Below are 14,664 nucleotides of genomic sequence, written 5' to 3' on the forward strand. Positions count from 1 at the left end.
TTTATTTGATGCGTATTTTTGCCGATCGTTTACCTGAGCAACTTGCAAAGCAGCTAAGTAACGTTTATCTGATTTTTGGCAACGAGCCTTTGTTGCTGCAAGAAAGTCGAGAATCGATTCAAAAGGCAGCTAAAGAGCAAGGCTTCGATGAACGCCATCGCTTTGCGATTGATAATAGCCTCGACTGGAATCAAGTCTACGACTGCACTCAAGCGCTGAGCCTATTCTCTAGCCGTCAGATCATCGAACTTGAGCTACCAGAATCAGGAGTCAATGCGGCGATAGCCAAAGAGTTACTGGCAATCTCAGAGCATATCCACAGCGATATTCTGTTGGTCTTGATTGGTACGAAGCTAACCAAGGCTCAAGAAAGTGCTAAATGGTTTAAAGCACTGTCTAATCAGGGTCACTGGATCAGTTGCCTAACGCCAGATGTCAGCCGCTTACCTCAGTTTGTCCAAGCGCGCTGCCGTCAGATAGGCTTATCTCCAGACCCTGAAGCGATTCAAATGCTGGCACAATGGCATGAGGGTAATCTATTTGCTCTAACACAAAGCTTAGAAAAATTGGCGCTTCAATATCCAGACGGAAAGCTTACGTTAGTACGCTTAGAAGAGTCTCTAAGCCGCCACAATCACTTTACTCCCTTCCATTGGAGTGATGCATTACTGGCAGGTAAAGGCAATCGAGCACAACGAATTCTGAGACAATTGGAAGCGGAAGGTGTCGAGCCAGTTATCTTGCTGCGTAGCATACAGCGTGAACTTGCTCTGCTATTGCAAATGCAGCAACAAATGAAACAGATGCCGATCAGCCAAGTCTTTGAAAAGCACCGTATCTGGCAATCTAAAAAGCCTCTTTATAACGCCGCGCTAACAAGAGTTTCAATTTCTCAATTACACTCTTTGTTTGCGCTGCTCACACAAGCAGAATTGATGACAAAAACTCAATATGAACAGTCGCCTTGGCCACTAATTCATCAGTTAAGTGTAGAGTTTTGTCTCCCTACAGCTTCAATACCATTTCACGCATAAAAGCGTGTTATATTCTAGGGTCAATAGATCCTAAACAAAGCTAATTTCAGATTAAAGGAACACCCTGTGTTACGTGAAGAACTAAAAGATTTTCTTGCAGACAAAGCCGACGACATGAAAGCAGAATCGATTGTTACCATCGATGTAGAAGGCAAATCAAGTGTTACTGATTACATGATCGTTTGCACTGGTACTTCTAAGCGCCATGTTGCCTCTATTGCACAACATGTTGCTGATGAAGTCCGTAAAGCAGGTATGCAGCCACTAGGTATGGATGGTCAGCAAGAAGGTGAATGGGTTGTTCTAGATATGGGCACCAGCATGCTTCACGTTATGCAAGAAGAACATCGTGAACTTTACCAACTAGAAAAACTTTGGGGCTAAGCTTTGAAGATCCAGTTAATCGCAGTTGGTACAAAAATGCCAAAGTGGGTTGAAGAAGGGTTTAAAGAATATAAACGCCGCTTCCCTCATGATATGCCATTAGAACTCATTGAGATCACTGCGGGGAAACGCGGTAAAAATGCTGATATTGCACGAATTCTTCAAAAAGAAGGCGAAGCAATGTTGGCAGCGGTTCCAAAAGGAAATCGCATTGTCACGCTCGATATCCCAGGTAAAAAATGGGATACACCACAACTGGCTGAGCAATTGGAAAGTTGGAAACTGGATGGACGTGACGTTTCTATCCTGATTGGCGGGCCTGAAGGATTAGCTCCTGCATGTAAAGCGGCAGCAGATCAAAGCTGGTCTCTGTCTGCGCTTACTCTCCCTCACCCATTAGTACGCGTTATCATGGCTGAAAGCTTGTATCGAGCTTGGAGCATCACTGCTAACCATCCTTATCATCGAGAATAAGCGTTAATGTTACGTAAACGTAGCCAAATCCGTGATTACAAAGCAGAAGCACGACTATTTACTAGCCGTGCTTTTGTTGCGTTTATGGGGATCATAGTGATGATGTCGATGTTGGTCGTTAACCTGTATAACATTCAGGTCAACCAATATCAGGACTATAAAACTCGCTCTAACGACAACCGCATCAAGGTCGTGCCAATTGCACCTAACCGTGGTCTAATTTACGACCGAAACGGTGTACTCCTAGCTGAAAACCGTCCTGTTTTCAACCTAGAGATCATACCTGAAAAAATTAAAGATATGGATGATACGATCATCCGTTTGCAAACATTAATCGAGATTCCACCAGAACGAATCGAACGATTTAACCGTGAGCGTCGCAACTCACGACGTTTCAAATCAGTACCCATTCTAAATCAGCTTACCGAAGAACAGGTTGCGATCTTCTCTGTAAACCAACATAAATTCCCGGGAGTTGAAGTGACAGGAACGTTGAAGCGTTTCTATCCTTATGGTGATGTGCTGACTCACGTCATAGGCTATGTATCACGTATCAATGATCGCGATATGCAACGCTTAGTTCGAGAAGAGAAAGACGCTAATTACCAAGCTACACGCGATATCGGTAAGCTTGGTATAGAGCGCTATTATGAAGATATGTTACACGGCACGGCTGGTTATCAAGAAGTCGAAGTAAACAGTCGCGGGCGAGTGATCCGCACGCTCAAGTTTGTTCCTTCCGTTCCAGGCAAAGATATCGTGCTGAACTTAGATATCAAGCTGCAGTTATACGTACACAAACTACTCGATGGTCGACGTGGTTCGGCGGTCGTTCTCGATCCCAAAGACAATGGCGTACTAGCGATGGTCTCTAGCCCAAGCTATGATCCCAATGCATTTGTGCATGGTATTTCCTCTAAAGGTTATAACGCGCTATTGCAAAACAAAGATCGACCTTTGGTTAACCGTGCCACGTTGGGGATTTATCCGCCAGCGTCTACGATCAAACCGTTCATCGCGGTAGCTGCTTTACAAGAAGGCGTGATCACGCCAAATACAACACGTAATGACCCTGGTTATTGGAAAATACCAAACTCTAAGACAAAACCTTTCCGTGACTGGCTTCGCTGGGGTCACGGAGTCGTCGATATAGAGAAAGCAATTGAAGAGTCGGTAGATACCTTCTTTTACCAAATAGCCTTTGATCTAGGCATCGATCGCCTATCTAAATGGATGATGATGTTTGGCTTCGGTGATTACACTGGCATCGATATTCACGAAGAAAGTAAAGCCAATATGCCAACGCGTGAATGGAAAATGGCAAGACACCGTGTGCCTTGGTATCAAGGTGATACGATCCCTGTTGGTATTGGCCAAGGCTACTGGACAGCGACACCGATGCAAATCGCGAAGGCAACCTCAGTATTAGTTAATGAAGGGGAAGTAATCGCCCCTCACTTGTTGCGCTCAACAATTGATAATGGTCAGCCATTCGATGAACAAACAGTATCGGAAATCGAAACCTATCCACCGGTCACTGGGGTTAAACAAAAATATTGGGATATCGCACAAGAAGGCATGAGGTTGGTAAACCACGGACGCAAAGGAACGGCAAGGCGTTCGTTCCAGAATATGTCTTACCAAACCGCTGGTAAATCAGGTACCGCACAAGTCTTTGGCCTAAAAGAAGATGAAGAGTACAACGCTGACGAAATCGCAGAGCATTTACGCGATCACGCACTCTTTACTGGTTATGCGCCTTTTGAAGATCCGGAAGCGGTTGTGACTATCGTATTAGAAAACGCAGGTGGTGGTTCATCAAATGGCGGCCCTGTCGTCAGAAAAATATTGGACCACATAATCCTCGCTAAAGAAGATGAAAGTAAGGCAACGAAATAATGAAACTTGATCCTTCTACCGGACGAAATAGAGCCTTGTTTGAAAGGCTGCATATCGACCTACCACTATTACTCGGCATTCTTGTCTTAATGGGTTTTGCCTTATTGATCATGTATAGCGCCAGTGGACAAAGCCTCGCGATGATGGACCGCCAAGCGATGCGTATGGTGCTGTCTTTAGGTGTGATGATCTTCTTAGCGCAACTTTCACCCCGAACCTATGAAACCTTGGCACCGCTACTGTTTGCAGGCGGTGTCATCTTGTTGTTAGGCGTGTTGTTCTTTGGTGAAGCCTCTAAAGGTGCGCAGCGCTGGTTGAACTTTGGCTTTATCAGATTCCAGCCCTCAGAACTGCTAAAGCTTGCAGTACCTTTAATGCTGGCTCGATTTATCGGTAAGCGCTCACTTCCACCGACTTTCCAAACTTTGGCTATCTCGTTGGTAATGGTGTTTGTACCCACGATTCTTATCGCTAAGCAGCCCGACTTAGGCACTTCAATACTCATTGCAGCATCTGGTATCTTTGTGATATTCCTTGCTGGTATCAGCTGGAAAATTATAGCGAGTGCTGCGATTGCCCTGGGCGCATTTATTCCGATTTTGTGGTTCTTCTTGATGCGCGAATATCAAAAAGTACGTGTAAGAACCCTTTTTGATCCTGAATCAGATCCATTAGGTGCGGGTTACCACATTATCCAGAGTAAGATTGCGATAGGTTCTGGTGGGATATCAGGAAAAGGTTGGTTGCAAGGTACTCAGTCCCAACTGGAATTCATTCCAGAAAGACACACCGACTTCATCTTTGCTGTCATTGCAGAAGAATGGGGCATGATCGGAATTTTGTTCTTACTTGCTATCTACCTATTCATTATTGGACGTGGCTTAGTACTTGCTAGCCAGGCTCAAACAGCATTCGGTAGAATGATGGGCGGCAGCATTGTACTGAGCTTCTTTGTCTATATATTTGTAAACATAGGCATGGTAAGTGGCATTCTTCCAGTGGTTGGGGTTCCTCTTCCTTTGGTTAGCTATGGTGGTACTTCAATGGTTACCCTAATGGCTGGTTTTGGTATTTTAATGTCAATCCATACACACAGAAAAGCATTTTCAAAGGCGACTTAATCGATGTCTATCAATACAACGTTAATCAAAAAAGCCCCCTTTGTTGATAGGCTGTCAATCAAAAAGATAGTCTCGATAGTAGGCTTAGCGATGGTAATCAACGGTTGTTCTTCTCAGAAACCAACAGGCCGCTATGACATTGATTCGGATATTGCGCCAGATACGCCAATATCAGTCGAGCACTTAGAAGATGCTCACCCTCAGTATGAACCTTACAGTTTAGGCGGTAATAATAACTACACTCTGCGTGGTGAAGATTACAAAATCGTCAGGAAAACAGAAGGGTTTACCGAGAAAGGAAAAGCCTCTTGGTACGGTAAGAAATTTCATGGTCATTTAACATCAAATGGTGAGATCTATGACATGTATTCGATGTCTGCTGCTCACAAAACCTTGCCAATTCCAAGCTATGTAAAAGTGACGAATACCGACAATAATAAAACGACGATTGTTCGTATCAATGACCGAGGTCCATTCCATGAAGGCCGAATTATTGACCTTAGTTATGCGGCGGCTTACAAGCTCGATGTTTTGAGAACGGGCACAGCTAATGTTGAGATTGAAGTCATCACTGTGGCTATGCCAACTGACGCAAATAAAAAGGCGGCTTTACCGCAATTTATTATTCAAGTGGCCACATCACCTCATAAAGATAGAACTGAGAAGTTAGCCAAAGATTTAGGCGAAAAGCTAGCAGTAGCAACGTTTTTGCAGCCAAATGATGACAACTACCGATTGATGCTTGGGCCATTTCATGACTATGCTCTGACTCAAGAGAAATTGGAACAAGTTAAGCTAATGGGTTACCCGTCAGCTTATATAAAGAAACACACGCTAACCCGCTAATTAATCTAACAGTTACTTCTGGTAATCAGCGCTCTGGTGTGACAGAGTGATTCTGTTAATATATGAATAGTTCACCAAATAATTGCATTCAAAATGATTAAATCTAATAAACTTGTTAAATCGATTTTTGCTACTTCTGTTGCTCTTTCTGCAACGATAGCTACATCGTCATTCGCCGCTCCTATTGTTGTTCCTGATGCACCTCAAATCGCCGCTAAGGGTTTTGTTCTGATGGATTACCATTCAGGCAAAGTACTAGCAGAGAAAGAGATGAACACTCAGCTTTCTCCAGCAAGTTTAACCAAGATGATGACGAGCTACGTGATCGGCCAAGAGCTGGATCGTGGCAACATCAATCTAACCGATGACGTTGTTATCAGTGAAAATGCTTGGGCTAAAAACTTCCCTGATTCTTCTAAGATGTTCGTGGAAGTGGGTACAACCGTGAAGGTTGAAGAGCTGAACCGTGGCATCATCATTCAATCAGGTAATGATGCTTGTGTTGCAATGGCTGAGCACATTGCAGGTTCTGAAGATGCATTTGTTGACCTAATGAACGCATGGGCAAGCTCTATCGGCATGAAAGACACGCACTTTGCTAATGTGCACGGTCTAGATAACCCGAATCTGTACTCTACCCCTTACGATATGGCTCTACTTGGTCAGGCACTCATTCGTGACGTTCCTGATGAGTACCGTATCTACTCAGAGAAAAAATTTACATACAACGGCATCACCCAATACAACCGTAATGGTCTGTTATGGGATAAAAGTATGAACGTTGATGGCATCAAAACGGGCCACACAAGTAACGCAGGTTACAGCCTAGTAAGCTCAGCGACAGAAGGCAAAATGCGCCTAGTTGCTGTTGTTATGGGCACTAAAAATGCTAACGCTCGTAAAACAGAAAGCAAAAAGCTACTAAGCTACGGCTTCCGTTTCTTCGAAACAGTGGCACCGCACACAGCTGGAGAAACCTTCGTAGAAGAAAAGATCTGGATGGGTAGCCAAGATACTGTGGCACTGGGTGTAGACGAAGATACATTCGTTACTCTACCTCGAGGCCAAGCTAAGAACCTGAAAGCAAGTTTCGTTCTTGAAAAAGAACTTGAAGCACCAATCAGCAAAGGCGATGTAGTTGGTAAACTATTCTACCAAGTCGACGGTGAAGACGTAGCTGAATACCCACTACTAGCACTTGAAGATGTCGACCAAGGCAGCCTATTCAGCCGTCTATGGGACTACCTAGTTCTTCTGTTCAAGGGTTTATTCTAAACAAGCTAAAGGTTTGTTCTAAGTAAAACCGAACTTGTTGTATAGCTAACCTAATGAGTAAGTTCATGATTTACTCATTAGTGAACTAAAAGCCGCTCTGTGCGGCTTTTGTTGATCTTGAGTTCGGTGATATTTACACGTAATATTCCGCCTTATTATTCGTGTCTGTTGACCGAAAACGTTTTTTATCGACATTTCGCCTATTTGCGAGATTCTAGCCTTTTGGAGCTAATCATGAACATCAATTCTGATGCAAAACTAAAAGATCTCTTAGAGTTCCCTTGTTCATTCACTTATAAAGTTATGGGCCACGCGAAGCCAGAACTGACTGAGCTAGTGCTAGAAGTGATTCAGCGTCATGCTCCTGGTGACTACAGCCCAACGCTAAAACCGAGTGCAAAAGGTAACTACCACTCTGTTTCTATCAACATTACAGCGACATCAATTGAGCAAGTAGAAACGCTATATAAAGAACTGGGCGAGATCGAAATCGTTCGTATGGTTCTGTAATCTTCGATTACACATGAAAACAGCGGCTTATTGCCGCTGTTTTTGTTTAAAGCGACCTATCAGCACCCAAAACATTCAACTTAATTTTCAATAAATACAAAGAAAGTTGAAAAACCTTGCAGTCCGTCTGTAGTTAGAATCATGTTTCGCGTTTATAATGCGTTCACTTTATTAATCCTTGAGGGAGTGCTGCTTTGCAAAATAAGCTAATCGTAAAAAAATTAGGCCGTCAGGATTACGAACCTGTGTGGAAAGCCATGCATAAGTTCACAGACGAACGCACGGAAGAAGACGTAGACCAAATTTGGTTGGTTGAACACAACCCTGTCTTCACTCAAGGACAAGCAGGTAAAGCTGAGCATGTATTAAATGCTGGTGATATCCCTGTGATACAAAGCGATCGCGGTGGCCAAGTGACTTATCATGGTCCAGGTCAGTTAGTCGCTTACTTTCTGATTAACATCCGCCGCAAGAAATTTGGAGTTCGCGATTTGGTGACTCATATCGAGAACCTCGTAATCAATACTCTGAAAGCTTACAATATAGATTCATCTGCCCGACCTGACGCTCCTGGTGTTTATGTCGATGGCAAGAAAATCTGTTCACTTGGATTGCGTATTCGACGTGGCTGTTCGTTCCATGGGCTAGCACTCAACGTCGATATGGACCTGTCTCCATTTCTTCGTATTAACCCGTGTGGTTACCAAGGGATGGAAATGGCGCAGGTAAGCCAACTCGGCGGGCCAAGTGAACTAGAAAACGTTGAGCAACAGTTAATACAAGAGCTCGTAGAGCTACTCGGCTATGACCAAGTAGACATTCAGGCCACCAGTAACATTACAGCAGAAGCATAAAATCATGAGCAAACCAATCCAAATGGAAAAAGGCGTTAAATATCGTGACGCTGACAAAATGGCATTAATTCCCGTAAAGAATATGCCTGCTGAACAGAAAGAAGTTTTACGTAAGCCAGAATGGATGAAGATTAAACTTCCTTCAGACAGCCATCGTATCCAAGAAATCAAATCAGCAATGCGTAAAAACAACCTGCACTCAGTTTGTGAAGAAGCGTCTTGCCCTAACCTAGCCGAGTGTTTTAACCACGGTACGGCAACGTTTATGATTCTTGGCGCTATCTGTACTCGTCGCTGCCCTTTCTGTGATGTTGCCCATGGTCGTCCTGTTGCTCCTGAAACAGAAGAGCCGAAGAAACTGGCTAAGACGATTAAAGATATGAAACTGAAGTATGTAGTAATCACCTCGGTTGACCGTGATGACCTGCGTGATGGTGGTGCTCAGCACTTTGCTGACTGTAACCGTGAAATTCGCGAACAGAATCCAAACATTCGCATTGAAACACTGGTTCCAGATTTCCGTGGTCGTATGGACGTTGCACTTGATCTAATGAAAGACAACCCGCCAGATGTTTTTAACCACAATCTAGAGACAGCGCCGCGCTTATACCGTAAAGCTCGTCCAGGCGCGAACTACAAGTGGTCTCTCGATCTGTTGAGAAAATTCAAAGAGCAGCACCCAGACATTCCAACGAAGTCAGGTGTGATGATGGGGCTTGGTGAGACGAAAGAAGAGATCGTTCAAGTGCTGAAAGACCTTCGTGAACATGGTGTAACGATGCTAACACTTGGCCAATATCTTGCGCCAAGCCGTCACCACTTACCCGTTGAACGTTACGTGCCACCTTCAGAGTTTGATGAGCTGAAAGAAATTGCTCTAGAACTAGGCTTCACTCACGCAGCTTGTGGCCCGTTTGTACGTTCTTCTTACCATGCAGACTTACAAGCACAAGGTATGGAAATTAAGTAGTCACGATTACTTAACTAAAAATACAAAGGCGCTGACTATTATGTTCAGCGCCTTTTTTCTATCTTGCAAATTCAGCTATACCTTCATATCGAAACAACAAAGCCACTCCCTATGAGTGGCTTTGTGCTTAACATTTCAAGTTCTGAGTGTTTAGGTTCAGATGAGCTCTGCGTTAACCAAATGAAGCCCAGATAACCGTCGCCACTAAGATTGGGCACACGAACTTCACATACATTGGCCAAACCTTACCAAACCAACCCAATTGGAAGTCAGGGCAACCTTGCTCAAGCTCTTTCACTTTTGAAGCTCGGCTCCATACCCAACCACCAAATAGGCAAAACATCAGTGCAGCAACCGGTTGAAGGTACTGAGTCGCTATCATCGCAACCATTCCAAACATCGCGGCAAAGTTGTAAACAATCACCACACTGAACAGTGCAATAACACCACCAATCACCCAACTCGTTGGTGTTCGTCTGGTATTGAAACGCTCACTCACTAGCGCTACAGGCCCTTCCAGCATCGAAATCGATGAAGTCAGCGCGGCAATCGTTAGCAACAAAAAGAAGACAATCGCGAAGATCTGACCAAGTACGCCTAAACTGTCAAACATCAAAGGCAGAACCGTGAATACTAGCGTATCAGAGCTTAATAATGAGCCATCTTCAGCGTAGATTTGAACACCTTTTTGCATCGCAACAAACATTGCTGGCATCACAACTAAACCCGCAATAAAAGCAACAGCTGTATCAACTAAAGTAACGTTCATTGCCATTTTTGGTAAATTCTCTTTCTTGCTTAAGTAAGAGCCATAAACCAACATTGAACAACCACCAATGGTGAGCGAGAAGAACCCCTGTCCCATTGCCGCCAGAATCAGTTTTCTATCCCACACTTTCTCGAAGTCTGGAACTAGGTAATGTTTTAGACCTTCCATCGCGCCAGATTGCGTCATGATGTAAATAAACAATAAACCAAACAAAACAAACAGCGCAGGCATCAAACGAGTCGACCATTTCTCGATACCTTGCTTAACACCGCCCTGAACAATCAAAATAGTCAGCACATAGAATGCGACAGTGCCAAATACATTTCGCTCAACACTGAAGCCTTTAAACCAATCCGCAGCAGCCTCCAGACCAATCAGATCAGCGACAGCACCAATTAGGAAGCAGATCAACCAGCCACCAACAATACTATAAAATGCCAACACGGCGCTTGGCACACTCAATCCGACCCAACCGACAAACTCACCGACTTTCTTACCCAAAGGGCTAGTGGTCAACGAGCGCATACTATCGACAGGATTTGCTTGACCATGACGGCCAATCGCCATCTCAACCACCAGCATAGGGAAGGCAACTACGAAGATCATGATCAAATAGACAAGAAGAAAGGCACCACCACCGTTACTGGCAACTTGAGTTGGGAACCCCCAAATATTACCCAAACCAACAGCTGCCCCCGCCGCTGCCAAAATAAAACCTAAACGAGAGCTGAAATGCTCTCTTGAAGAGGATGATTGTTGATCCATATTGCCCGCACAAAAATCAGTGAACTAGTTGAGGAGTACAGTAATAAAAAGCAATGATAGGCACAACTAATAAATGAATAATTCTCTAATTTTTACAATCAATACGCTATTTATAACCACATAGTTAACAAATAACTGGTCTTATCGTTTACTGGATAACGACAAAACGAGATGCGGGCTAAGAAAAATAGAGTATCTCGAGTTAGTTGCTCGTGCGGCTGAACCCATAGCTCCATAAACACCTACATCCATAAAGACACACATACAAAAAGAGCACCAACCGGTGCTCTTATTCTTCATCGTTAAATTCAGATTAAATAGTGAATACTTGATAGTCTTTTAGGTTAGGGATGATTTCATGCAATTCTTTCTCTTGTTCTGCCATCTCATCAAGAGAATCACAGAACTCAGTGCCTTCCTCTTCCATTTGTTGAGCATGCTCTTTCATCCGCTCTTCAACTTTAAGCTTTAATTCAGCCATACTATCAGCCAATTCGGTAAGGTTTAAACCACCGTCTTGCTTCATCTTTTCAGACATCGCATTAAAGGCACTTGAGATAAACTCTTGGTTAAAGATCTCCTTAGCCTTTTCGAAATCTTCAGACCAGCCATTGGCCATAGAATCGAAACTGTCAGCCGGCAGGACTAACTCGCCATCTTTATAGTAACGAGACTCTAATTCAGCAAAGTACGTTTTCATTGATTCTTTTACATTATCAAACGACTCTGGAGAATCTAGGCTGGCAGCGATGTCATCAATAACATCATTCGCCAAGGCTAAGCTGTCATTCGCCATTTGTTTTGCACGAGGCAAATACTCATTCATGCTGTCGCGGTATTTTTCAATCGCCGCTTGTTGAACGGCATCAAGTGCCACCTTTTCACCATGAATATAAAGATCGTTGTTGCCATCGAGAATCGCTGTATCACCGTTTACTTGATGGATTTCGACTTTTTGATCATCAATTCGTAATTCATTCTTCAAATCAACTCGACACTGGGCAGCAAAAGTTGGCAGGCTCACAAAAGAGATTACCGCTGTTAACGATGCGATTAATACATTGTTTTTCGTAAATACATTGCTTTTCATAACATCCTCTCATTAATCTGACTAATGACTATACCCTTGGTTTATGCTTCTTTGTCAGAGAAACGTTTATATTTATTGGTCTAATATTCAGTCAATCGATACCACTTCATAGAAAAATCGCTTATCAGCAACCATGAACTCAACCTCATCACCGATTTCTTTACCCATTAGAGCCTGACCAAAAGGTGCGTTCACCGTTACGATAGCAACCTCATTATCATTCCACGCGACAGAAAGTCCTCCGACTCTTGGCCCAATGAAAAAGTGTTTACATTCATCATTTTCGTCAATAACCACAACATAGCTGCTTACTGCAATCTTTTCACTGTCTCGTAAGACGAGATTTCGGTAGCACTGGATATCATCTTCACACTCCTGCACTCGCATCGCTTGACCATGGGCAAGATATGAAGCTTCTAGTGCCAATGTATCGTACTTATGCTCAGGTACTGTCTCTTCATCTGTCGCAGCGTCAATGGCGCGTTGAGTCGCAGATTGTGCGATACGTAATCGGGATTCAAGTTGCTCTATGATTATTTGTAGAAGCTCAGACTTATTCATACTTTTGAAGTGCTTTTCTATAGGAGCTACAGAATAGAATTAGGTACAATCAGGTGCAAGACATTTGATTCATAAAGCAGCGCTATCATCGAGAGGTGACCGCTTTAGCATCAATACGACACTTAATAACTCAGGTAGAGCATAAATGATTGAGCAGAAGTTAAAACAAGTATTCGGATTCGACTCACTGCGTAATGGGCAAAAGCAAGTCATTGATAATGTTCTATCTGGACACTCTACTGCCGCGATATTCCCTACAGGCTCAGGCAAGTCGCTTTGCTATCAATTACCAGCACTAGAGCTACCACACTTAACCTTAGTGATATCTCCACTGTTAGCCTTAATGAAAGACCAGCTCAACTTCTTGCACAGCAAAGGCATAAGCGCGGCCGCCATCGAATCAAGCCAAGACAGGCAAACCGCCCAACAAGTGATGCAGTCGGTACGTAACGGAGACACCAAGATCCTGATGATCTCGGTCGAACGCCTGAAGAATGAACGCTTTCGTCAGTTTATTTCCCAAGTACCGATCTCGTTACTCGTGGTCGACGAAGCGCACTGTATTTCAGAATGGGGGCACAACTTCAGACCAGACTACTTGAAGCTGCCTCAATACCAAAAACAGCTCAATATTCCTCAAGTATTGCTGCTCACAGCAACCGCAACAACATCTGTTATCCAAGATATGAAATCTAAGTTTGAGATCGCTGAAGAGCGTGTTGTGGTCACGGGTTTCTATCGTCAAAACCTCGACCTATCGATTCAACCTTGTGAGCAAACTAATAAGCTAGAAACCTTGTGTAATGTCGTTAACCAGGTATCTCAAGCGCCAACCATTGTTTATGTCACTCTTCAGCAAACGGCAGAAATGGTAGCTCAACAGCTTCGTAATGCTGGCATTAACGCCGTAGCTTATCATGCGGGTCTTAAGCCAGAAAATAGAGATACGATTCAACAACAATTCATGAATAACGAAGTGAACTGTATTGTGGCTACGATTGCTTTTGGAATGGGTGTCGACAAATCAAATATTCGACGAGTCATTCACTTCGACCTACCAAAATCGATAGAAAATTACTCGCAAGAGATTGGACGAGCAGGACGAGATGGTCAGCCATCTGAATGTATTTTACTCGCCAACAAGTATGGCCTAAGTACTCTAGAGAACTTTGTCTTTGGCGACACGCCAGACAACATATCCATTCAAGCGGTCTTAAAAGAGATATACGAAAACCAGAACATTGGTGCTTCTGGCACGAACCAATGGGAAATCATGCTCAACCAACTATCGCGAGAGTCCAACATTCGTCAGTTACCGCTCAAAACACTACTGGTGTATCTCGAAATTGAAGGTGTGATTGAGCCTAAATACAGCTACTTTGCTGATTATAAGTTTAAGTTCATTCGCCCTAAGCAGCAGATCACGGAGCAGTTTCAAGGAGAACGTCGACACTTCGTAGAAGCAATTTTCCAATGTTCTCCTCAAGCGAGAGTTTGGTGCCAAGTTGATTTCGATGCGTTGTGGACACACTTCCAGGCTGATCGTCAGCGTGTTGTTGCGGCTATCGATTACTTTAATGAACAAGGCTGGATTGAGCTAGAAAGTAAGCAGATCACGGATGTGTATACAATCCACAATACCTCTGAAGATATGATGCAACTGTCGGAACGTCTAACTGAGCTATTTAAGGCGAAAGAAAACAGTGAAATCAACCGTCTTAACCAAATGCTGAGTTTCTTTGAAGGCGATACTTGCCTAAGCTCTCGTCTTGCGAGCTATTTTGCCGATGACAAAGCGCCAACAAACTGTGGTCACTGCTCTGTATGTCGAGGAGAAATTGCAATACTACCAACTGTCGATGTTGAATCGGTTGACGATGAGACTGTGATGACATGGATTCATGAGTTCGTATCTAAGAGTCAACAATTGATTACCGACGAAGCCATTACTCGTTTTCTATGCGGAATCGCCACCCCGCTTTCAACCAAGCTTAAAGCCAATAAAATGGTGGGTTACGGAAAATTAGAACAACAGCCATTCAGTGATACCTTAGCGCGAGTTAAACAGCTTCCTAGGTAAGCCAACTTCCATATTTAGATAAACCGATTAGG

At 43.6% G+C, this 14,664-nt stretch carries 14 protein-coding genes; 11 read left to right on the forward strand and 3 right to left on the reverse strand.

What is annotated here, in order from left to right:
• The first annotated feature begins 8 nt into the window (after nt 1-8).
• From holA to lipA, 10 genes are all read left to right on the forward strand, one after another.
• The gene (gene holA / locus IQO02_RS04890; protein WP_016793089.1) at nt 9-1,034 is read left to right on the forward strand and encodes a DNA polymerase III subunit delta; all 1,026 of its coding nucleotides are present in this window, start codon (nt 9-11) and stop codon (nt 1,032-1,034) included.
• Between the two features lie 66 nt (nt 1,035-1,100).
• Complete coding sequence (gene rsfS, locus IQO02_RS04895) at nt 1,101-1,418, forward strand: ribosome silencing factor (RefSeq protein ID WP_004735247.1); 318 nt, start codon at nt 1,101-1,103, stop codon at nt 1,416-1,418.
• A gap of 3 nt (nt 1,419-1,421) precedes the next feature.
• On the forward strand, nt 1,422-1,892 hold the full coding sequence (gene rlmH, locus IQO02_RS04900) for a 23S rRNA (pseudouridine(1915)-N(3))-methyltransferase RlmH (RefSeq protein ID WP_004735246.1): 471 nt from the start codon (nt 1,422-1,424) through the stop codon (nt 1,890-1,892).
• 6 nt (nt 1,893-1,898) lie between these two features.
• Complete coding sequence (mrdA, locus tag IQO02_RS04905; RefSeq protein ID WP_016785975.1) at nt 1,899-3,791, forward strand: penicillin-binding protein 2; 1,893 nt, start codon at nt 1,899-1,901, stop codon at nt 3,789-3,791.
• Complete coding sequence (rodA, locus tag IQO02_RS04910) at nt 3,791-4,912, forward strand: rod shape-determining protein RodA (protein WP_010439095.1); 1,122 nt, start codon at nt 3,791-3,793, stop codon at nt 4,910-4,912. Before mrdA ends, rodA begins: the two co-directional genes overlap by 1 nt.
• Before the next feature lie 3 nt (nt 4,913-4,915).
• Entirely contained in the window at nt 4,916-5,758 is an 843-nt protein-coding gene (locus IQO02_RS04915; protein ID WP_010439092.1) for a septal ring lytic transglycosylase RlpA family protein, read from the forward strand.
• A gap of 93 nt (nt 5,759-5,851) precedes the next feature.
• Nucleotides 5,852-7,033 carry a serine hydrolase gene (locus IQO02_RS04920; RefSeq protein WP_010439089.1) on the forward strand — a complete coding sequence of 394 codons (1,182 nt, stop codon included), beginning with the start codon at nt 5,852-5,854 and terminating at the stop codon, nt 7,031-7,033.
• Nucleotides 7,034-7,264: 231 nt separating this feature from the next.
• Complete coding sequence (ybeD, locus tag IQO02_RS04925) at nt 7,265-7,543, forward strand: DUF493 family protein YbeD (protein ID WP_026084358.1); 279 nt, start codon at nt 7,265-7,267, stop codon at nt 7,541-7,543.
• A 194-nt stretch (nt 7,544-7,737) separates the two neighbouring features.
• Nucleotides 7,738-8,397 carry a lipoyl(octanoyl) transferase LipB gene (gene lipB, locus IQO02_RS04930; protein WP_010439081.1) on the forward strand — a complete coding sequence of 220 codons (660 nt, stop codon included), beginning with the start codon at nt 7,738-7,740 and terminating at the stop codon, nt 8,395-8,397.
• A gap of 4 nt (nt 8,398-8,401) precedes the next feature.
• A complete protein-coding gene (gene lipA, locus IQO02_RS04935) occupies nt 8,402-9,367 on the forward strand; it encodes a lipoyl synthase (RefSeq protein ID WP_010439078.1) in 966 nt (321 codons plus the stop codon).
• Nucleotides 9,368-9,539: 172 nt separating this feature from the next.
• Here lipA and IQO02_RS04940 read toward each other — a convergent pair whose 3' ends face one another.
• From IQO02_RS04940 to IQO02_RS04950, 3 genes are all read right to left on the reverse strand, one after another.
• A complete protein-coding gene (locus tag IQO02_RS04940) occupies nt 9,540-10,901 on the reverse strand; it encodes a sodium-dependent transporter (protein ID WP_016768331.1) in 1,362 nt (453 codons plus the stop codon).
• A gap of 313 nt (nt 10,902-11,214) precedes the next feature.
• Nucleotides 11,215-11,991 (reverse strand): YggN family protein, encoded by a 777-nt coding sequence (locus IQO02_RS04945; protein ID WP_016793090.1) that lies wholly within the window; start codon nt 11,989-11,991, stop codon nt 11,215-11,217.
• 87 nt (nt 11,992-12,078) lie between these two features.
• On the reverse strand, nt 12,079-12,552 hold the full coding sequence (locus IQO02_RS04950) for a GreA/GreB family elongation factor (protein ID WP_016784781.1): 474 nt from the start codon (nt 12,550-12,552) through the stop codon (nt 12,079-12,081).
• Nucleotides 12,553-12,697: 145 nt separating this feature from the next.
• Between IQO02_RS04950 and IQO02_RS04955 the strand changes: the two genes are divergently transcribed.
• Nucleotides 12,698-14,632, forward strand: a complete 1,935-nt coding sequence (locus IQO02_RS04955; protein WP_010439066.1) for a RecQ family ATP-dependent DNA helicase — start codon at nt 12,698-12,700, stop codon at nt 14,630-14,632.
• Nucleotides 14,633-14,664: the final 32 nt, after the last annotated feature.

This window comes from Vibrio sp. OPT24 (assembly GCF_015163545.1).
GTDB lineage: Bacteria > Pseudomonadota > Gammaproteobacteria > Enterobacterales > Vibrionaceae > Vibrio > Vibrio cyclitrophicus.

Excerpts from the sequence above, each read along its gene's own strand:
- IQO02_RS04955 (WP_010439066.1), top strand. The coding sequence starts at position 12,698 with ATGATTGAGCAGAAGTTAAAACAAGTATTCGGATTCGACTCACTGCGT.
- rodA (WP_010439095.1), top strand. The coding sequence starts at position 3,791 with ATGAAACTTGATCCTTCTACCGGACGAAATAGAGCCTTGTTTGAAAGG.
- holA (WP_016793089.1), top strand. The coding sequence starts at position 9 with ATGCGTATTTTTGCCGATCGTTTACCTGAGCAACTTGCAAAGCAGCTA.
- IQO02_RS04945 (WP_016793090.1), bottom strand. The coding sequence starts at position 11,991 with ATGAAAAGCAATGTATTTACGAAAAACAATGTATTAATCGCATCGTTA.
- IQO02_RS04950 (WP_016784781.1), bottom strand. The coding sequence starts at position 12,552 with ATGAATAAGTCTGAGCTTCTACAAATAATCATAGAGCAACTTGAATCC.
- IQO02_RS04915 (WP_010439092.1), top strand. The coding sequence starts at position 4,916 with ATGTCTATCAATACAACGTTAATCAAAAAAGCCCCCTTTGTTGATAGG.
- IQO02_RS04920 (WP_010439089.1), top strand. The coding sequence starts at position 5,852 with ATGATTAAATCTAATAAACTTGTTAAATCGATTTTTGCTACTTCTGTT.
- IQO02_RS04940 (WP_016768331.1), bottom strand. The coding sequence starts at position 10,901 with ATGGATCAACAATCATCCTCTTCAAGAGAGCATTTCAGCTCTCGTTTA.
- lipA (WP_010439078.1), top strand. The coding sequence starts at position 8,402 with ATGAGCAAACCAATCCAAATGGAAAAAGGCGTTAAATATCGTGACGCT.
- mrdA (WP_016785975.1), top strand. The coding sequence starts at position 1,899 with ATGTTACGTAAACGTAGCCAAATCCGTGATTACAAAGCAGAAGCACGA.